The 15,207-nt window shown below is 41.3% G+C and carries 11 protein-coding genes and 3 pseudogenes; 4 read left to right on the top strand and 10 right to left on the bottom strand.

What is annotated here, in order from left to right; translation table 11 throughout:
- Positions 1–14 precede the first annotated feature (14 nt).
- Complete coding sequence (gyrB, locus tag N8A86_RS15035; RefSeq protein WP_273566141.1) at positions 15–2,021, bottom strand: DNA topoisomerase (ATP-hydrolyzing) subunit B; 2,007 nt, start codon at positions 2,019–2,021, stop codon at positions 15–17.
- A gap of 280 nt (positions 2,022–2,301) precedes the next feature.
- Positions 2,302–3,972 carry an asparagine synthase B gene (gene asnB / locus N8A86_RS15030; protein WP_273566140.1) on the bottom strand — a complete coding sequence of 557 codons (1,671 nt, stop codon included), beginning with the start codon at positions 3,970–3,972 and terminating at the stop codon, positions 2,302–2,304.
- 245 nt (positions 3,973–4,217) lie between these two features.
- Between asnB and N8A86_RS15025 the strand changes: the two genes are divergently transcribed.
- Positions 4,218–4,757 carry a DUF2911 domain-containing protein gene (locus N8A86_RS15025; RefSeq protein WP_273566139.1) on the top strand — a complete coding sequence of 180 codons (540 nt, stop codon included), beginning with the start codon at positions 4,218–4,220 and terminating at the stop codon, positions 4,755–4,757.
- Between the two features lie 53 nt (positions 4,758–4,810).
- Here the strand turns inward: N8A86_RS15025 and N8A86_RS15020 are convergent.
- From N8A86_RS15020 to blaOXA, 6 genes and pseudogenes are all read right to left on the bottom strand, one after another.
- Positions 4,811–6,438: pseudogene (locus tag N8A86_RS15020) on the bottom strand (amidohydrolase).
- A 119-nt stretch (positions 6,439–6,557) separates the two neighbouring features.
- Positions 6,558–6,974, bottom strand: a complete 417-nt coding sequence (locus N8A86_RS15015; protein WP_273566138.1) for a hypothetical protein — start codon at positions 6,972–6,974, stop codon at positions 6,558–6,560.
- Between the two features lie 56 nt (positions 6,975–7,030).
- The gene (locus N8A86_RS15010; RefSeq protein ID WP_273566137.1) at positions 7,031–8,842 is read right to left on the bottom strand and encodes a DUF885 domain-containing protein; all 1,812 of its coding nucleotides are present in this window, start codon (positions 8,840–8,842) and stop codon (positions 7,031–7,033) included.
- Positions 8,843–8,901: 59 nt separating this feature from the next.
- Positions 8,902–9,510, bottom strand: coding sequence for a YkgJ family cysteine cluster protein (locus N8A86_RS15005; protein ID WP_273566136.1), 609 nt, complete (start codon positions 9,508–9,510; stop codon positions 8,902–8,904).
- A gap of 82 nt (positions 9,511–9,592) precedes the next feature.
- Positions 9,593–10,361, bottom strand: a pseudogene (locus N8A86_RS15000) (NYN domain-containing protein).
- 98 nt (positions 10,362–10,459) lie between these two features.
- Positions 10,460–11,296 (bottom strand): class D beta-lactamase, encoded by an 837-nt coding sequence (blaOXA, locus tag N8A86_RS14995; protein WP_273566135.1) that lies wholly within the window; start codon positions 11,294–11,296, stop codon positions 10,460–10,462.
- A 205-nt stretch (positions 11,297–11,501) separates the two neighbouring features.
- On the opposite strand from blaOXA, the gene N8A86_RS14990 reads away from it, so the two are divergent.
- From N8A86_RS14990 to N8A86_RS14980, 3 genes and pseudogenes are all read left to right on the top strand, one after another.
- Positions 11,502–12,146 (top strand): DUF2975 domain-containing protein, encoded by a 645-nt coding sequence (locus tag N8A86_RS14990; RefSeq protein WP_273566134.1) that lies wholly within the window; start codon positions 11,502–11,504, stop codon positions 12,144–12,146.
- Between the two features lie 9 nt (positions 12,147–12,155).
- Positions 12,156–12,364: pseudogene (locus N8A86_RS14985) on the top strand (helix-turn-helix domain-containing protein).
- Positions 12,365–12,430: 66 nt separating this feature from the next.
- Positions 12,431–13,666, top strand: a complete 1,236-nt coding sequence (locus tag N8A86_RS14980) for a DUF1028 domain-containing protein (protein WP_273566133.1) — start codon at positions 12,431–12,433, stop codon at positions 13,664–13,666.
- 57 nt (positions 13,667–13,723) lie between these two features.
- On the opposite strand, the gene N8A86_RS14975 is transcribed toward N8A86_RS14980, so the two are convergent.
- A complete protein-coding gene (locus N8A86_RS14975) occupies positions 13,724–13,915 on the bottom strand; it encodes a cold-shock protein (protein ID WP_013305062.1) in 192 nt (63 codons plus the stop codon).
- Between the two features lie 147 nt (positions 13,916–14,062).
- Entirely contained in the window at positions 14,063–15,187 is a 1,125-nt protein-coding gene (locus tag N8A86_RS14970; RefSeq protein WP_273566132.1) for an OmpA family protein, read from the bottom strand.
- Between the last annotated feature and the right edge of the window lie 20 nt (positions 15,188–15,207).

Raw genomic sequence — 15,207 nt, 5'->3', positions numbered from 1 at the left:
GTAAGTGCCATTTCTTATGCATCAATGTTCGCATAAACGGCATTTTTCTCTATAAATGCCCTCCTTGGCGGCACCTCATCACCCATTAACATAGAAAAAACACGGTCCGCTTCGGTAGCGTTATCGATAGTTACCTGACGTAAAGTCCTGAAATTCGGGTTCATAGTGGTATCCCATAACTGCTCCGCATTCATCTCACCAAGACCTTTGTAACGCTGAATACTCACTCCTCCGCTATAGCTATCGGCGATTTCATCGCGTTCTTTATCATCCCATGCATATCGTTTTTTGCTTCCCTTTTTAACAAGATATAAAGGAGGTGTTGCAATATAGACATGCCCGCCTTCTATCAATTCGCGCATATATCGGAAAAAGAATGTCAGAATCAATGTCTCGATATGGCTACCATCAACATCGGCATCACACATGATAACGACCTTGTGATATCTCAATTTTTCAAGGTTTAGGGCCTTACTATCATCTTCGGTACCAATGGTCACGCCCAGTGCAGTATAAATATTCTTGATTTCCTCGTTCTCGAACACTCTATGTGTCATGGCTTTTTCGACATTCAAGATTTTACCTCTCAATGGAAGGATGGCCTGAAAATTACGGTCACGCCCTTGTTTGGCCGTTCCGCCAGCTGAATCTCCCTCAACCAAAAATACTTCGCAATTGACAGGATCTTGGTCAGAACAATCGGATAGTTTTCCGGGAAGTCCGCCGATGCTCATTACGGTCTTGCGCTGTACCATCTCGCGGGCCTTGGTAGCCGCATGCCTTGCTTGGGCTGCTAAAATTACTTTTTGAACAATAATCTTCGCATCATCTGGATGTTCTTCAAGGTAATTGGTCAACATTTCGGAAACAGCCTGAGATACCGCCGAAGAAACCTCGCGGTTCCCCAATTTCGTCTTAGTCTGCCCTTCGAACTGCGGTTCTTGCACTTTCACCGAAACAATGGCTGTCAATCCCTCACGGAAATCGTCACCCTGCACTTCGAACTTTAATTTGTCGAGCATTCCCGACGCATCGGCATATTTCTTCAAGGTGGTTGTCAATCCTCTTCTAAAACCCGATAAATGGGTACCTCCCTCATGGGTATTGATATTATTGACATATGAATGTAGGTTCTCGGTATAACTCGTGTTGTAAATCATCGCGACCTCTACCGGAATGTCATTTTTCTCGCCTTCCATAGCGATAACATTCTGAATCAAGGACTCGCGGTTGCCATCCAAAAACCGTACGAATTCCTTTAATCCTTCATCGGAATAGAACGTTTCCGAAACAAACTCACCGTTTTCGTCTTTCTGGCGTCTATCGGTCAATGAAATGGTCACTCCTTTGTTTAAAAATGAAAGTTCACGCATTCTATTAGACAGGGTCTCATAACTGTACTCGATAGTTTGGGTAAAAATTTGTTCATCGGGATGAAAAGTAACCATAGTGCCCCTATCGTCAGTTTCCCCGACACTTTTTACAGGATACATCGCCTTGCCTCGCTCGTATTCTTGCTCCCAGATTTTCCCATCCCGATATACGGTGGCTTTCAAATTGTCAGAAAGTGCGTTCACTACGGATACCCCAACGCCATGTAGTCCACCGGAAACTTTATAGGAATCCTTATCGAACTTTCCACCGGCCCCGATTTTGGTCATTACCACTTCAAGTGCCGAAATGCCCTCTTTTTTATGCATATCAACAGGAATACCCCTACCATTATCCCGAGTGGTTATGGAATTGTCCTCATTAATGACAACGCTGATGGTGTCACAATGACCACCCATGGCCTCATCGATGGAATTGTCGACTACCTCATAGACGAGGTGGTGCAATCCACGCACACCGACATCCCCTATATACATAGAGGGACGCATACGCACGTGCTCCATACCCTCAAGGGCTTGGATACTATCTGCGGAATATGCTTTTTTGTTTTCGCCAGTAAGGTGTTCTATTGGCTTTTTGGATTCGTCTTTTTTCTTCGATTCTTCGTCTTTATTCGCTTCTTCGCTCATAAGATATATTGGTTGTTTTTACTTCAAAATTTGCAATCTTACAAATATACGCAAAACCCTATGGAATATAGGGTTTTGGGATTTTTTTAACCTCGAAGTTATTAACATTTTTTGTGGAAAATTCAGATGTCGGACGATAGGTAATTTCATATAAAATTTTATTGTGAAATCTTAGTTTGAAATATTAAAAAGGCCCCACTCATAGCAGGGCCAATTGACTAATTAAAATAAAAACTGAGTCTGCCATAGTCGACAGGAAAACAGAATTTTCATCCATATTTTATTTTACGTACGCATCATCGTGTACGTTCGCTACTGCCCTACCCGATGGGTCGTTCATATTCTTAAAGGCCTCGTCCCATTCCAGGGCAATTTTGGTGCTACAAGCGACAGAAGGTTCTTGTGGAACACAAAGGGCCGCTGCATCACTTGGAAAATGCGCTTCGAATATCGAGCGATAATAAAACTCTTCTTTAGTGGTCGGTGTCTGCAAGGGGAATCTGAACTTCGCATTTTCCAATTGCTCATCGGAAACCTCTTCGTTTACCATGATCTTCAGGGTATCAATCCAACTGTACCCCACTCCATCGGAAAACTGTTCTTTCTGTCTCCAGGCCACACTTTCGGGAAGCATATCTTCAAATGCCTTGCGAACTACCCATTTTTCCATGCGTTCGCCATTGATCATTTTGTCTTGGGGATTGATTCGCATGGCGACATCCATAAATTCTTTGTCCAAAAACGGAACACGGCCTTCAATGCCCCAAGCGGCCAATGATTTATTGGCACGTAAACAGTCGTACATGTGCAATTTGCTCAACTTGCGAACCGTTTCTTCATGAAATTCTTGCGCATTGGGCGCCTTATGGAAATAGAGATACCCTCCGAAGAGCTCATCGGCTCCTTCACCGGAAAGCACCATTTTGATTCCCATCGACTTGATGACCCTTGCCATCAGATACATGGGCGTGGAAGCACGAATGGTCGTAATATCGTAAGTCTCTAGGTTATAGATGACATCTTTAATTGCATCGAGACCCTCTTGTATAGTAAATTTTATTTCATGATGTACGGTTCCGATATGATCGGCCACTTTTTGGGCAGCGGCCAAATCAGGAGAACCATCCAACCCGACCGAGAAGGAATGTAACTGCGGCCACCAAGCGTCGGCAGTATCATCGGACTCAATTCGCTTTTGCGCATACTTTTTGGCAATGGATGAAGTGACAGAAGAATCCAAGCCCCCCGAAAGTAAAACTCCATAAGGCACATCGGACATCAACTGTCTGTGTACGGCAGCTTCCAAAGCTTTTTTGATGGCCTGTATGCTCGTCTCGTTTTCTTTAACGGCATCATATTCCATCCAATCACGTGAATACCATTTTTTGAATTCCCCATCGGAACTGTGAAAGTAATGCCCCGGTGGGAACAGTTCAATTTTAGTGCATGTTCCCTCGAGCGCCTTTAATTCCGAAGCGACGTAGAACGTGCCATGTTTGTCCCACCCAATATATAGGGGGATTATTCCCATATGGTCTCTGGCGATGAAATATTCATCCTTTTCAACATCGTAGATGGCAAAACCGAAGATACCGTTCATCTCATCTATAAAATCGGCACCCTTTTCTTGATATAGGGCTAAAATCACCTCACAATCCGATTGGGTCTGAAAGTTGTACTTGCCCTCAAATCGCTTTCGAAGCTCACGATGGTTGTATATTTCGCCATTCGCGGCAAGAATCAATTTTTTATCTTCACTGAACAAAGGCTGCTTGCCGGATGCTGGATCAACAATGGCAAGGCGCTCGTGCGCTAAAATAGCTTTGTCATCTGCATAGATTCCGCTCCAATCCGGTCCCCTATGTCTTACTTTTTTCGACATTTCGAGCAATTGGGGCCGTAAGACCTCGGCAGACTCCTTCATATCAAATGCACACACAATTCCACACATATCAATTAATTTAATATCAAATTATAGTCAAAGATGGTATTAATGGTTTTAATATAAAATAAATTATAGTGTATTGATTCTTAATTTTTCTAATTAATACTGTTTTATTTCAAATATGTAATACGAAAGGTAGTAAAATTGCATTTCTCTCATAAATCTGTAAGCAGCGGGAAATTTAACGACTTTTTAGCAGAGATTTACTCGAATACTACTTAGTTTTAACGCTACAAAAAACAAACACTATTATGAAAAAATTACTTACGATTACAATTTTAGTTTTGGCTTTGGTTTTCACTACGCAAAGCATGGCCCAAGAATTTTCAGGATTGGACAAAAGCCCGATGGATGCAGCTGCCTTTCCTTCAACTTACAAAGTATCGGACAAGGCCGTTCGTATTATCTATAGCCGCCCACAATTGAAAGGTCGTTCTATGGCAGAATTGGCCAAACCGGGCGAAGTCTGGAGAACGGGAGCAAACGAAGCTCCTGAAATTACATTCTATAAGGATGTCAATTTTGGAGGAAAGGATATCAAAGCGGGCACCTACTCCCTTTTTACAATTCCTGGAGAAAAGGAATGGACGGTCATTTTAAACAAAAACCTGAACCAGTGGGGTTCTTATACCTATGACGAATCTGCAGATGTCGCAAGGGTATCCGTACCAAATGGCTCTGACGCCACATCTTTGGAAGAATTCTCGATTGCTTTCAAAGAAGTCGATAACGGAGCGCACATGGTCATGGGATGGGACAAGACGCGAGTTGCCGTGCCGATTACCATGTAAATTGAAATTAAGTTAAGAATGGAAAAGCTGGGACTAAGTTCCCGGCTTTTTTATTATCGGACTTCACCCCCGACAAAAGTCTGCTGTGCACGTATGCTCGGAATCTGCTTGAGTGGCACTTCCATAAGGTCATCACTATATATCGTGAAATCGGCAAATTTACCGACCTCGATACTGCCCTTTTCATTGTCCTCAAAGTTACTGTAGGCTGCCCAAATGGTCATGCCACGAAGGGCTTCCTCTCGAGAAAGCACGTCTTTCATTTGAAAACCGCCTTCGGGATAACCGTCCACATCTTTGCGCCCCACAGCGGCATAAAAAGTAAGGAACGGACTTACTTGTTCTACTGGAAAATCGGTTCCCAATGCTACTAAGCCTGCCTTGTCTAAAAGCGTTTTGAAGGCGTAGGCACCTTCGGTACGTTCTTCGCCCAATCGTTCTTCTACCCAATACATATCGCTCGTGGCATGTGTCGGTTGAATGGATGGAATAATTCCATCCTTGAAATAATCGAAATCTTCTGGGGCAATTACCTGAGCATGTTCCACTTTCCAACGCCTATCTTTTTGTCCTTTCAAAGCTTGCTTATAAGCCCGTAAAACAGCTATATTGGCAGAATCACCGATGGCATGGGTATTCATCTGATACTCGGAAATAGCCAAGCGTCTGGCCAAATCCTCAATTTCGTCGACCGGGGTTACCATGGCCCCATAGTGACCCCATTTATCGGCATAGGGTTCTTTTAAAACAGCGCCTCTTGATCCTAAGGCCCCATCGCCATATACTTTTACAGAGCGTACGTTCAATCTTTCTGTCTTATAGGGCCCTTGATAAATATAATGCTTGAGGTTTTCAGGGGTATTGCTTAACATAGCGTAGACGCGGATCGACAATTCACCTGCTTGTTGAAGGCTATCGATCAATTCAATGGTGGAACGATCAAGGCCGGCATCGTTGACCGTGGTCAACCCATTGTTCAAGCAAATACGTTCCGCATCTTTTAAAGCCCGAATCTTTGTAACCAAACTTGGCGCCGGAATTATATTTTCTATCAGCTGCATCGGATTGTCGATAAGCACCCCGGTAATTCCTGAATACCCATCACTCCATTTTTTTACGATTTCACCGCCTTCGACCCTCGTATCCCATTTGATACCTGCCATGTCCAGTGCTTTTTGATTGACCAACAACGCATGTCCGTCGATTCGTTCCAATGCAACGGGAGTATCGGGATAAAGCTCGTCCAACTCCTTTTTTGTCGGAAACTCTTTGACCTCCCAATCGTTTTGATCCCAACCACTCCCTAAAATGAAGTCTTTGGGATTTTGTTGCTGAAAAGTCTTTACCCTATCAAGTACCTCTTCTAAACTTTTGGTTCCGGTAAGATCTGCGACCTGTTGGTTCATGCCCAGCCAAAAAAATGACAATGCGCATCGATAAGACCCGGAGTTATAGTACGGCCGTCGGCATCGATTATTTGATCTGAAGTATAGGTATTCCTAATTTCATCGGAGGTTCCGACGGCAATAAATTTACCCTTATGTATGGCAAACGCTTCTGCCTTCGAGAATGCCTCATCCACGGTATATATGTTCGCATTGATGATGACCAAATCGACCTTTTCTTTGAACAGTTCGCAACCGCTCAATAGTATGATCAGTAAAAAAAGAATTTTCTTCATTGCCCCTTATGAATTAAATCGTCTAAAAATAAGTAAATATTCGGTAAACGAACTTACCAACAAAAAAACCCCGTCATTGAGACGGGGCTTTTCAAAATTAAAACACTGTTTTCCGGATATTATTCAGGTATTCGCATGCGTTTGCCCGACATCGTAAAAGGCCCCGATGATGATGACCCGCTTCCGGTAAAGGTATCCCCATCAAAATTCAAGGTAATCGCTACACGATCGCCTTCAACATATACCACAAACTTCACTTCATCACCATTCACCTCCAATTCTTCGGTGGGAATCATACTGTCGCCTTCTCCTTGAATGTTCAAGGCATACTCACCGTTTTCTTTGGTAATATGAAAAAGACCTTTCTGATATTGGGGATCGACATTTTGCACATCGTATGCCCAACTACCTTCAATATCGTCTACAGAGATAAAAATGTTGTCAGTTGAATTTTCAGTATTTGCCATACTGGGAGAATAGCATGTAATAATGGCCAAAACCATCATAAGCATGGCAAGCTTATTTTGTCGCTTCATAATTTAATTGTTATTGATTAAGTATGCCGTAAAAATACATAATTATTCGTTTTGCCCTAAAGGCTTTTTTGGCTTGTTATCCAACCATCGATTTTTTCCTCCAAAAGTATAAGCGGTAAACTACCGGAATTCAATACTTGATTGTGAAATTCTTTGACGTCGAAGCTCTTTCCTAGTTCATTTTCGGCTTTATTCCTTAGCTCCCTAATTTTTAGTTGCCCTATTTTATAAGACAACGCTTGCCCGGGCGTGGCCATATACCTTTCTACTTCAGCAATGATACTAGCTTCCGATTCCGCCTCATTTTCCAAAGAATATTGAATGGCCTGTTCACGGGTCCATCCTTTGGCATGTATTCCCGTATCGACGACCAAGCGGATGGCCCGATGCATTTCCATACTTAACATGCCAAAATACTGGTACGGATCTTCATAAAGGCCCAATTCTTTACCCAAAGATTCGGCGTACAAGGCCCATCCTTCAACGAATACTCCCATACTTTCGGGATGTAAAAACTCGGGTAAATCTTTATTTTCTTGTTGAAGGGACAATTGGTAGTGATGCCCGGGAATCGCTTCATGCAGAAAAAGGGCTTCATCGGCATATTTATTATAGGTCGTAACATCGGGAATCGGTACGTAAAATATTCCGGATCGGCTGGCATCTTTGGAACCAGGCACATATTCGGCACTGGCTGAAGCTTCCCGAAATGCTTCGGTGCGCCGGACTTCAAAACCGGCCTTGGGTTTTAGGTCGAATACTTCGTTCAAATGTGCTTCCACCCGTTCTTGAATGGAATTGAAATTGGCGATGACCTCTTCAGGGTCTTTGAAAGGCATTTGACTTTTGTTAGCACGTACGAAATCGAAAAACGATGTAATATCGCCATCGAATCCGATTTCTTTTTTTGCCTTTTCCATTTCGCCTTTAATACGTACCACCTCATTTTTGCCAATTTCATGGATTTCATCGGCGGTCATATTGGTAGTCGTATGTAGTTTTATCAAGTAATCATAGGTTTCCTTACCATGCGGCAATGCGCCCAACCCAGAAGTTTCCCTTCCAACTGGTAGATAGGTAGTGCTTATAAAATCGCTTAGTTCTCGGTACTTCTTGACCAGTTTGCTACTAATAAAATCCCCATATTCCTTAGCCAACCTTTTTTTGTCATCTTCGGTGAAATTTTCAGGGAAGGCCGTAATCGGGGAATAAAAAAGGTGCTTTTCGAGCGGGGCATCGATAAATTCCGGCAATTGGGGAATCATTTTTTCGATCAAGACCTTTGGGGGAACGATACCCTGGGCAATACCTTCGTTCATTTTGAGGATGCAAGTATCCAAGAATAGCATGTAATCCTCTAGCCTACTCAACCAATTGTCATAATCCTTCACAGTTTTAAAAGGTTGTACACTATACCCTCCGGCCAATTGCGCCACATACAGATGCAACGATTGAATCTGAAAGAGCGGTATCAGTTCAAAGCTGGGCAAGTTATAAATCGGAGAATCAAGGGTGACCAAGTCATTTTCAAGACCTTCTAATTTTATAGAACAATCCCAAATCATGACCCTAAGACTTAACCACTTTTCTTGGGTCATCATGGTTTCATCATAATTCTTGAGAAGGCTTAAGAATTCAGAATATTTCTCGGTCAGATGGGCCTGATATGAGTCGGAAATATAGTTGGCGATGGTATCATTGTACTTTTCAAAACCCGCTTTTGTAGCCTCAATAGGATTGATATTTTTTTTGAACTCATAGAAATCTACAAATACACTATCGATTGGGTCAAGTTGTAATTGTGTTTCTTCGGATGGACTTTCTTTGCAAGAGAAAAAAGAAAGAATAATACTAGGGCCGGAATACAAGTTTTTAACATAGCGTGCGATTTTGTTCCAAAAATAGAGATTAAAATCTACCTAAGTATTTATGCAATGTTCTTATGTCCTTTTGGAAAAGGTCGATAGGCATAGTACTGCAATACCTCTTCAATAGCCATTTTTAGTGCCTTGTTTATGGGTAGTATAATTGAACCCAAGTGATAGTCGATTTGTGAGAGTCGCATATAATAATCGGTAAAAATCGGAACCTGCATTTCTTTAAGAATCGCCTCTTGAGCATTGCCGTAAGCCGTGGCCTGCGATTCTTTGATCACCTTACAGGTCGCCAACCGTAAAGCCCCGTACTTGTCTCTATTCGCACCAAACCCAAATAATCTACAGATAAGTCCACGGTACATATAGTCGTCACAACTGCCTTTGGCGTTTTCCAATAATGATAAGGGTCTATAAACATGACAGATGGTAGTTGACTTTATTTTTAGTTCTGCCAAGGTTTTTTCAGCAGCACCGTTCAGGAATAAATGGAAGGCCCATGGTAAAAACTCCAGGGGCGAGGCATCGACATCAGGATGCGTACAGCATTTGCCGCAACCCGCCTTACATCGAAGACTTGATTCATTTTGAAATTTTGAGATCTCTTGGTCAAGACCGAAAAACAGCTGTTCGACCGACCTCACCTTTCTTTCTATGGACATAGCTATTTTTCGGCAAATGTAGCTTAAAGCGAACTCTAAACCGCAGCAAAGAACACCGCATTTTAAAACCCTATTTTGGTTCCTATTTATTGGCCCTCGAACGGGATTTTTGTTTCTCCTTGATCTTGACATAGATCAGCTTTTTACGGCCTTTGGAATCTTCCCGACGTTCCACTTCGAAATTCGTGATCGAGCTTATCAACGGGGTCAGCTTCTGAAATCCGTAGTTACGGGAATCGAAATTGGGCTGTTTCTTTTGCAAAAGACTGCCCACATCCCCCAAAAAAAGCCCATCCATCGTCGTCGGCGACATCATCGATGGTATGCGATATCCACCGGATTTCTTTTTGGGTAATCTTATCTATGCTGCTTTTCGCTTTTGAATCTGATTTTGAGGTGTCCGAACTATCGTCTAAGGATTGATCCTTTAAAATTTCGATATAGATGAACTTGTCACAGGCCACAATAAACGGATTCGGGGTCTTCTTCTCACCGATTCCAAAAACCTGCATTCCGGCCTCGCGAAGGCGTGTGGCCAAACGCGTAAAGTCGCTGTCACTGCTGACGATACAAAAACCGTTCACCTTTCCGGAATACAAGATATCCATGGCATCGATAATCATAGCGGAGTCAGTGGCATTTTTTCCTTGGGTATAGCCGTACTGCTGAATAGGGGTAATTGCATTTTCTAGCAAAACATGTTTCCATTTTCCGAGCCTGGGGTTCGTCCAATCCCCATAAATACGTTTGATGGTCGGGTTGCCATATTTGGCGATTTCCTCCATCATTTCTTTGACGTAGGCCGAGGGAATATTATCGCCATCGATGAGTACTGCTATGTTTAGATCCATGAATTAAGTTATTGGGTTAATGGTTATTAGGTTATTGAATTTTGGATGGTTGCAAGTTACGAGAATATTGCATGGCTTGAAGCCGATGCGGAATATCTTTAGTCAATTATTTTTAACTGTTTTAAGGCGTTATAGACCACATCTTTTCTGGCGGAAACAAAAGTAGCTTGTTGAAACTTTCCTTTAGGTTCCACATTGGCGGCGAAGAAATAAGTGCCTTTTTCAGTTTCCACATAACCTATAAACCAACCGTTATTGTTGCCTTTGTAAATCGACCAACCCGTTTTGCCACGCAACGTATATGCTTGACTTTTTTCGATGACCATCATTTTTTTCATGATAGCATGTGTTTTTGGAGCTATCGGAAGTTCATTTTTATAAAAACGATTTAAAAAATCGATTTGTTGGAATGGACTTATTCTTGATGCTCCTTCCAACCAGAACATATCGATATTGTCAGCGTCGACTTTCATAGTGCCATAGTCCAATTTCCGTAACCATGAATTCATTCTTTCTGAACCTATGCTACGTGCGACATCTTGATAACAGGGCACACAAGAGAAATGGAATGCATCCCTGAAAATCAAGTCCTGCTCCCAAATTTTCAACCCTCTTTGTTGTCCGTCCCACGTGAACATCGTACTATCACTTTCGACCACACCGGTTTCCAAAGCGATGATGGAGTTTATGATCTTAAAAGTTGAAGCGGGCAGCTTTCCTGTATCGGCCCATTTAAAATCGTTGGAATAAAAGGTTTTATTTTCCAGGTCATAAATAAGCAACGTTCCTACTACATCGGCTTGGTCCAGTATCGATTGAAATTCAGAAGATTTGACTTGCTTCTGAGGAATCGATTTGGCAACAGGTTGGTTTCTCTTTTCGTTTGCGCAGGAAAAGAGAACTATCGAAAGTAGCACTAAGTACTTTGATTTCATATATAAAAATTTGTAGAAGGAGCTACCACTTCGCCATTCCTATAGCCGTTTCCGTGTTTTTAAGTGTAACAAGTTACAGAGATTTTGTCTTTTTGTGCTAAAACCAATAAAAACTATTTAAACTTATTTTATTGTTTTTAAGATATTATTTATTGTTTATCAATAATTTATTGTTTATTTACAATAATATTCTAAGTTTAATTACATGAAAAATCGAACTTCAATTTCAGCCAAAGCTTTAATCATATTCCTGCGCTACTCACTTATTGGTCTGTTTTTATGGAATGTGTTTCATTTACTACTGTTTTTGATATACCAGTTGGGACCGTCGCTCCTTTTTGGTCAAAGAAAGGGTGTCGCTTTACCTGTAGTTTTTAAGCCTAGTAATAGCGGCATTCTCAGATTGCCCCATACCGATTACGAATATATGTTCAATATTCCTGAGGCTACTGGCACCTTCCAAGCTTTCGGGCTCCCCTTAAAAATATTCTATATTCAATCAATTGGAATCTTGTTGTATTATGCCTGTATTCTTCTAATTATTTATTTAATCATCAAAATGCTTAAGAATGCACAGGATGGTACATTTTTGGTTCAAAAAAATGCGATTCGATTGCGGTATATTGCATTATTACTTATTGTTACACTTCTACGTGATAAAGTAACGATTATTGCCTCTTCCATCTATCTCCGAGAGAAAATAGAACTTTCTGGTCTTGAATTTTATGATTTTACCTCTTATACTTTTGACAATTGGAAACATATTTTCCTATATCTCTTTCTTCTTATCATTGCCGAAGCATTCAGACTTGGCGCCCAATTAAAAGAAGAAAACGATTTAACCATTTAAAAGAGATACATGGCCATTATTGTAAATCTTGACGTAATGCTTGCCCGCAGGAAAATGTCCTTGACCGAGCTTTCTGAAAAAGTGGGTATTACCATTTCGAACCTTTCTATCTTAAAAAAGGAAAAGCAAAAGCCGTTCGTTTTTCAACGCTGGAAGCCATCTGCGAAGTTTTGGAATGTCAGCCTGGGGATATTTTGGAATTCAGGGCAGAAGAGTAGCATATCTTGACTGCTGAGCTCTGTGCTGGCGGAAATCATATTTATCAATCAAAAACAATCAGCCCAATGAAAACTAAAAAAATTGTTTTACTCGTTGCACTTCTAATATCAACATTACTAGGTTACGGACAGAACTTACCAAGTCTTTTGACAGAAAAAAACATCAATTCTACTTTTTCTATCCTTGCTTACGATGAAAATGCCAAGGAATGGGGAATTGCAGTTGTCACAGATAACATTTATGTTGGAAATTCTACGATTTACATTCAACCCGAACTTGGTGCATTCTCGGTGATAGCGGAAACCGAACCAAGATATGCCATTGAGGGCTTTGAAAAACTCAAAGAAGGTAAATCCATTGAACACGCTATCATAGAAGTAAGGGACAATGATAATCAAGCAAATTATCGCCAGATATCGGGAATAGATGGGGAAGGAAACGTTTTTGCCTTTACCGGCAAATCATTGAAATATTGGAACGGAAAGGCATCGGAGATTCTAGGAGAAAATTATGTGGTGATGGGTAATCAACTTGCTGACGAAGTACTTTCCGAAATGTCAAAATCCTTTGAAAGCTCCGAAGGAACATTGGCCGAACGACTTTTAAAAAGTCTGGTTGCAGGACAAAATGCAGGCGGACAGATTTCAGGAAAGCAATCCGCCGCTGTCGTGGTAAAAGGTGCCAACAACGAATGGTACAACCAAATCGACCTTCGTGTTGACAATTCTAAAAATCCGATCGAAGAGCTACAGACGCTAATGAACTATCATTATGGAAGAATACGATTAAATCAAGCACTTTACGCACATCGAGAAGGTAATTCGCAAAGGGCGAAACAAAAGTTGATTGAGGCAGAATCTATGCTAGAAGGTTGGACAGGAATGTATTCGAGAATTGCAAGGGCCAACATCGCCATGGGAAATGAAGATGTAGCAGTCGAGCGGATTAAAAAAGGGCTTACGGAAAATCCAAATTGGTCGGTCAATATTCCGGCTTTCTATTGTTTACGCGAAAATACCGCAATGAAATCAATTATTCGACCCGATTCATTTGATATAAAAGATTGGGAAAGTGCATTGGGAATGCTAAGTAATCTAGGCCGTGAGTTGGAAGTTATTGAATTGGCACAAGGGCTCATAGATAAAAACATAGAATCCTCGTATTTGAATTTCTTACTGGGCAGAAGTTACTTTTATGAAAAGAATCAAGATAAGGCAATGGAACATCTTGAAAAGGCCTTGAAAATGGATGACGAAAATATAGAAGCTCAAAATTTGATCGACAAAATAAAAACTAAGTAGCAAAAAAAAGCCCCAACTTCTGTCGGGGCCCTGTCTTAAAAAACTAAGTCGTATATATTAAATTACTTTAACGTTTACTGCATTTAATCCTTTATTACCTTCTTGTAGATCAAATTCGACCTCATCGCCTTCGCGAATTTCGTCGACCAATCCTGATACGTGTACAAAATGATCTTTGTCAACGCCTTCTTCAGTTATAAAACCAAAACCTTTGGCATTATTGAAGAACTTTACTGTTCCTTTGTTCATTACTTAAAATTTAAATTAATTACTATCAAAGGTTCAAAGATAGTGCCAATAAACGTAATTAACCCATTTTGAGGTAATTAAAGCGTTTTATTTTTAAAAACGCTGAATTTGTTGGTATTTGTTTGATAGTTAAGCTGTTTAAAAATTCTACAGCCTTTTCGTAATCACAAACTCGACCCGCCTATTCTTTTGGCGACCTTTTTCGCTTGAATTATCTGCAATCGGTTTTGTACTCCCATGGCCCGACCAGTTGATCCTTTGTTCAGGTAGGCCCAACCGTATAAGATAATCGGCGACCGTCTTCGCCCTATTGCTAGAAAGGTATTGGTTATAGTCTTCGGAGCCTTTATCATCGGTATGACCATTGATCAAGATATGCAACATCGCATTGGCCTTTAGATGGTCATATACATTTTGAAGTTCTTCTTTTGAGGGTTCCAAGAGCGAAGATCGGTCGAACTCAAAAAGTACATCTTTGAAGATATAGCTTTTATCAAGTTCAATGTTCTTGGTTTCTTTGCCGTCGGCAATAGCGACCAGTTCGCTTGTTTCTCTCGGCGGATCGTCCAAAACCACGGAGACCATGTCGACATAATAGTAAGCTCCCTGTTTTGCGTTTTTTTTGGTTCTAAACATTCGGGTTCGGGCGTTGGTCTTGAAATTGCCTAGAATCAAATAACGTTCCGTGCCTTTGGCGATGAATTGGGTGTGTACCAAAATCCAATCTTTAGTGTCTGAATAAAAATTGGTGTACCCGATTTCCATATACTGATAGTCGTTCTCTTTCGCTTCATAGCGCATCTTCTTAGACAACTCCTTTTTAGTGGCTAGGCTCAATTCGTTACTGGAAAATAGCACTCCGAATTCTTTAATCGCGAAATCGGACCGCTCCGCTAAGCTCACGTAGAATGATACGGCATAGTTCTTTCCTGGAATCAAAGGTTCAGAAAGTTCGGCCTGTAGGTATTCGCGATAATCATCGGGGGCATAGAGATATAGTCCGGCATAGCCTTTACCAAAGTCCGCTGGTTGGGTTCCGTTAAAGTTCTTGGGAGTACCCATGGCCTCGCTACAGGCATTGAAATAATCGGTAGAACCTTCAGTAGGCGTCGACCAAAAAATTACGTCGGCATCAAAGTTGCCCAAGGCTTTTGGGCAACTCAAAAAGGTTTCGAAACTTGGATTCTTGACCAGGTTTTGACTTTGGAGCACAAGAAGGCAACCCATCACCAAAACTATAGTGCAAAATTTAGATTTTGAATAGAAATCCATTCTAAATGGTTAACTGCCTC

This window comes from Maribacter halichondriae, from assembly GCF_027474825.1.
GTDB lineage: Bacteria > Bacteroidota > Bacteroidia > Flavobacteriales > Flavobacteriaceae > Meishania > Meishania halichondriae.
Note: the sequence above shows the minus strand (reverse complement) of the source record. Positions and strands in the feature narration are given on the sequence as shown.

Excerpts from the sequence above, each read along its gene's own strand:
- N8A86_RS14980 (WP_273566133.1), top strand. The coding sequence starts at position 12,431 with ATGAAAACTAAAAAAATTGTTTTACTCGTTGCACTTCTAATATCAACA.
- N8A86_RS15015 (WP_273566138.1), bottom strand. The coding sequence starts at position 6,974 with ATGAAGCGACAAAATAAGCTTGCCATGCTTATGATGGTTTTGGCCATT.
- N8A86_RS14990 (WP_273566134.1), top strand. The coding sequence starts at position 11,502 with ATGAAAAATCGAACTTCAATTTCAGCCAAAGCTTTAATCATATTCCTG.
- N8A86_RS14975 (WP_013305062.1), bottom strand. The coding sequence starts at position 13,915 with ATGAACAAAGGAACAGTAAAGTTCTTCAATAATGCCAAAGGTTTTGGT.
- gyrB (WP_273566141.1), bottom strand. The coding sequence starts at position 2,021 with ATGAGCGAAGAAGCGAATAAAGACGAAGAATCGAAGAAAAAAGACGAA.
- asnB (WP_273566140.1), bottom strand. The coding sequence starts at position 3,972 with ATGTGTGGAATTGTGTGTGCATTTGATATGAAGGAGTCTGCCGAGGTC.
- N8A86_RS15005 (WP_273566136.1), bottom strand. The coding sequence starts at position 9,510 with ATGTCCATAGAAAGAAAGGTGAGGTCGGTCGAACAGCTGTTTTTCGGT.
- N8A86_RS14970 (WP_273566132.1), bottom strand. The coding sequence starts at position 15,187 with ATGGATTTCTATTCAAAATCTAAATTTTGCACTATAGTTTTGGTGATG.
- blaOXA (WP_273566135.1), bottom strand. The coding sequence starts at position 11,296 with ATGAAATCAAAGTACTTAGTGCTACTTTCGATAGTTCTCTTTTCCTGC.
- N8A86_RS15025 (WP_273566139.1), top strand. The coding sequence starts at position 4,218 with ATGAAAAAATTACTTACGATTACAATTTTAGTTTTGGCTTTGGTTTTC.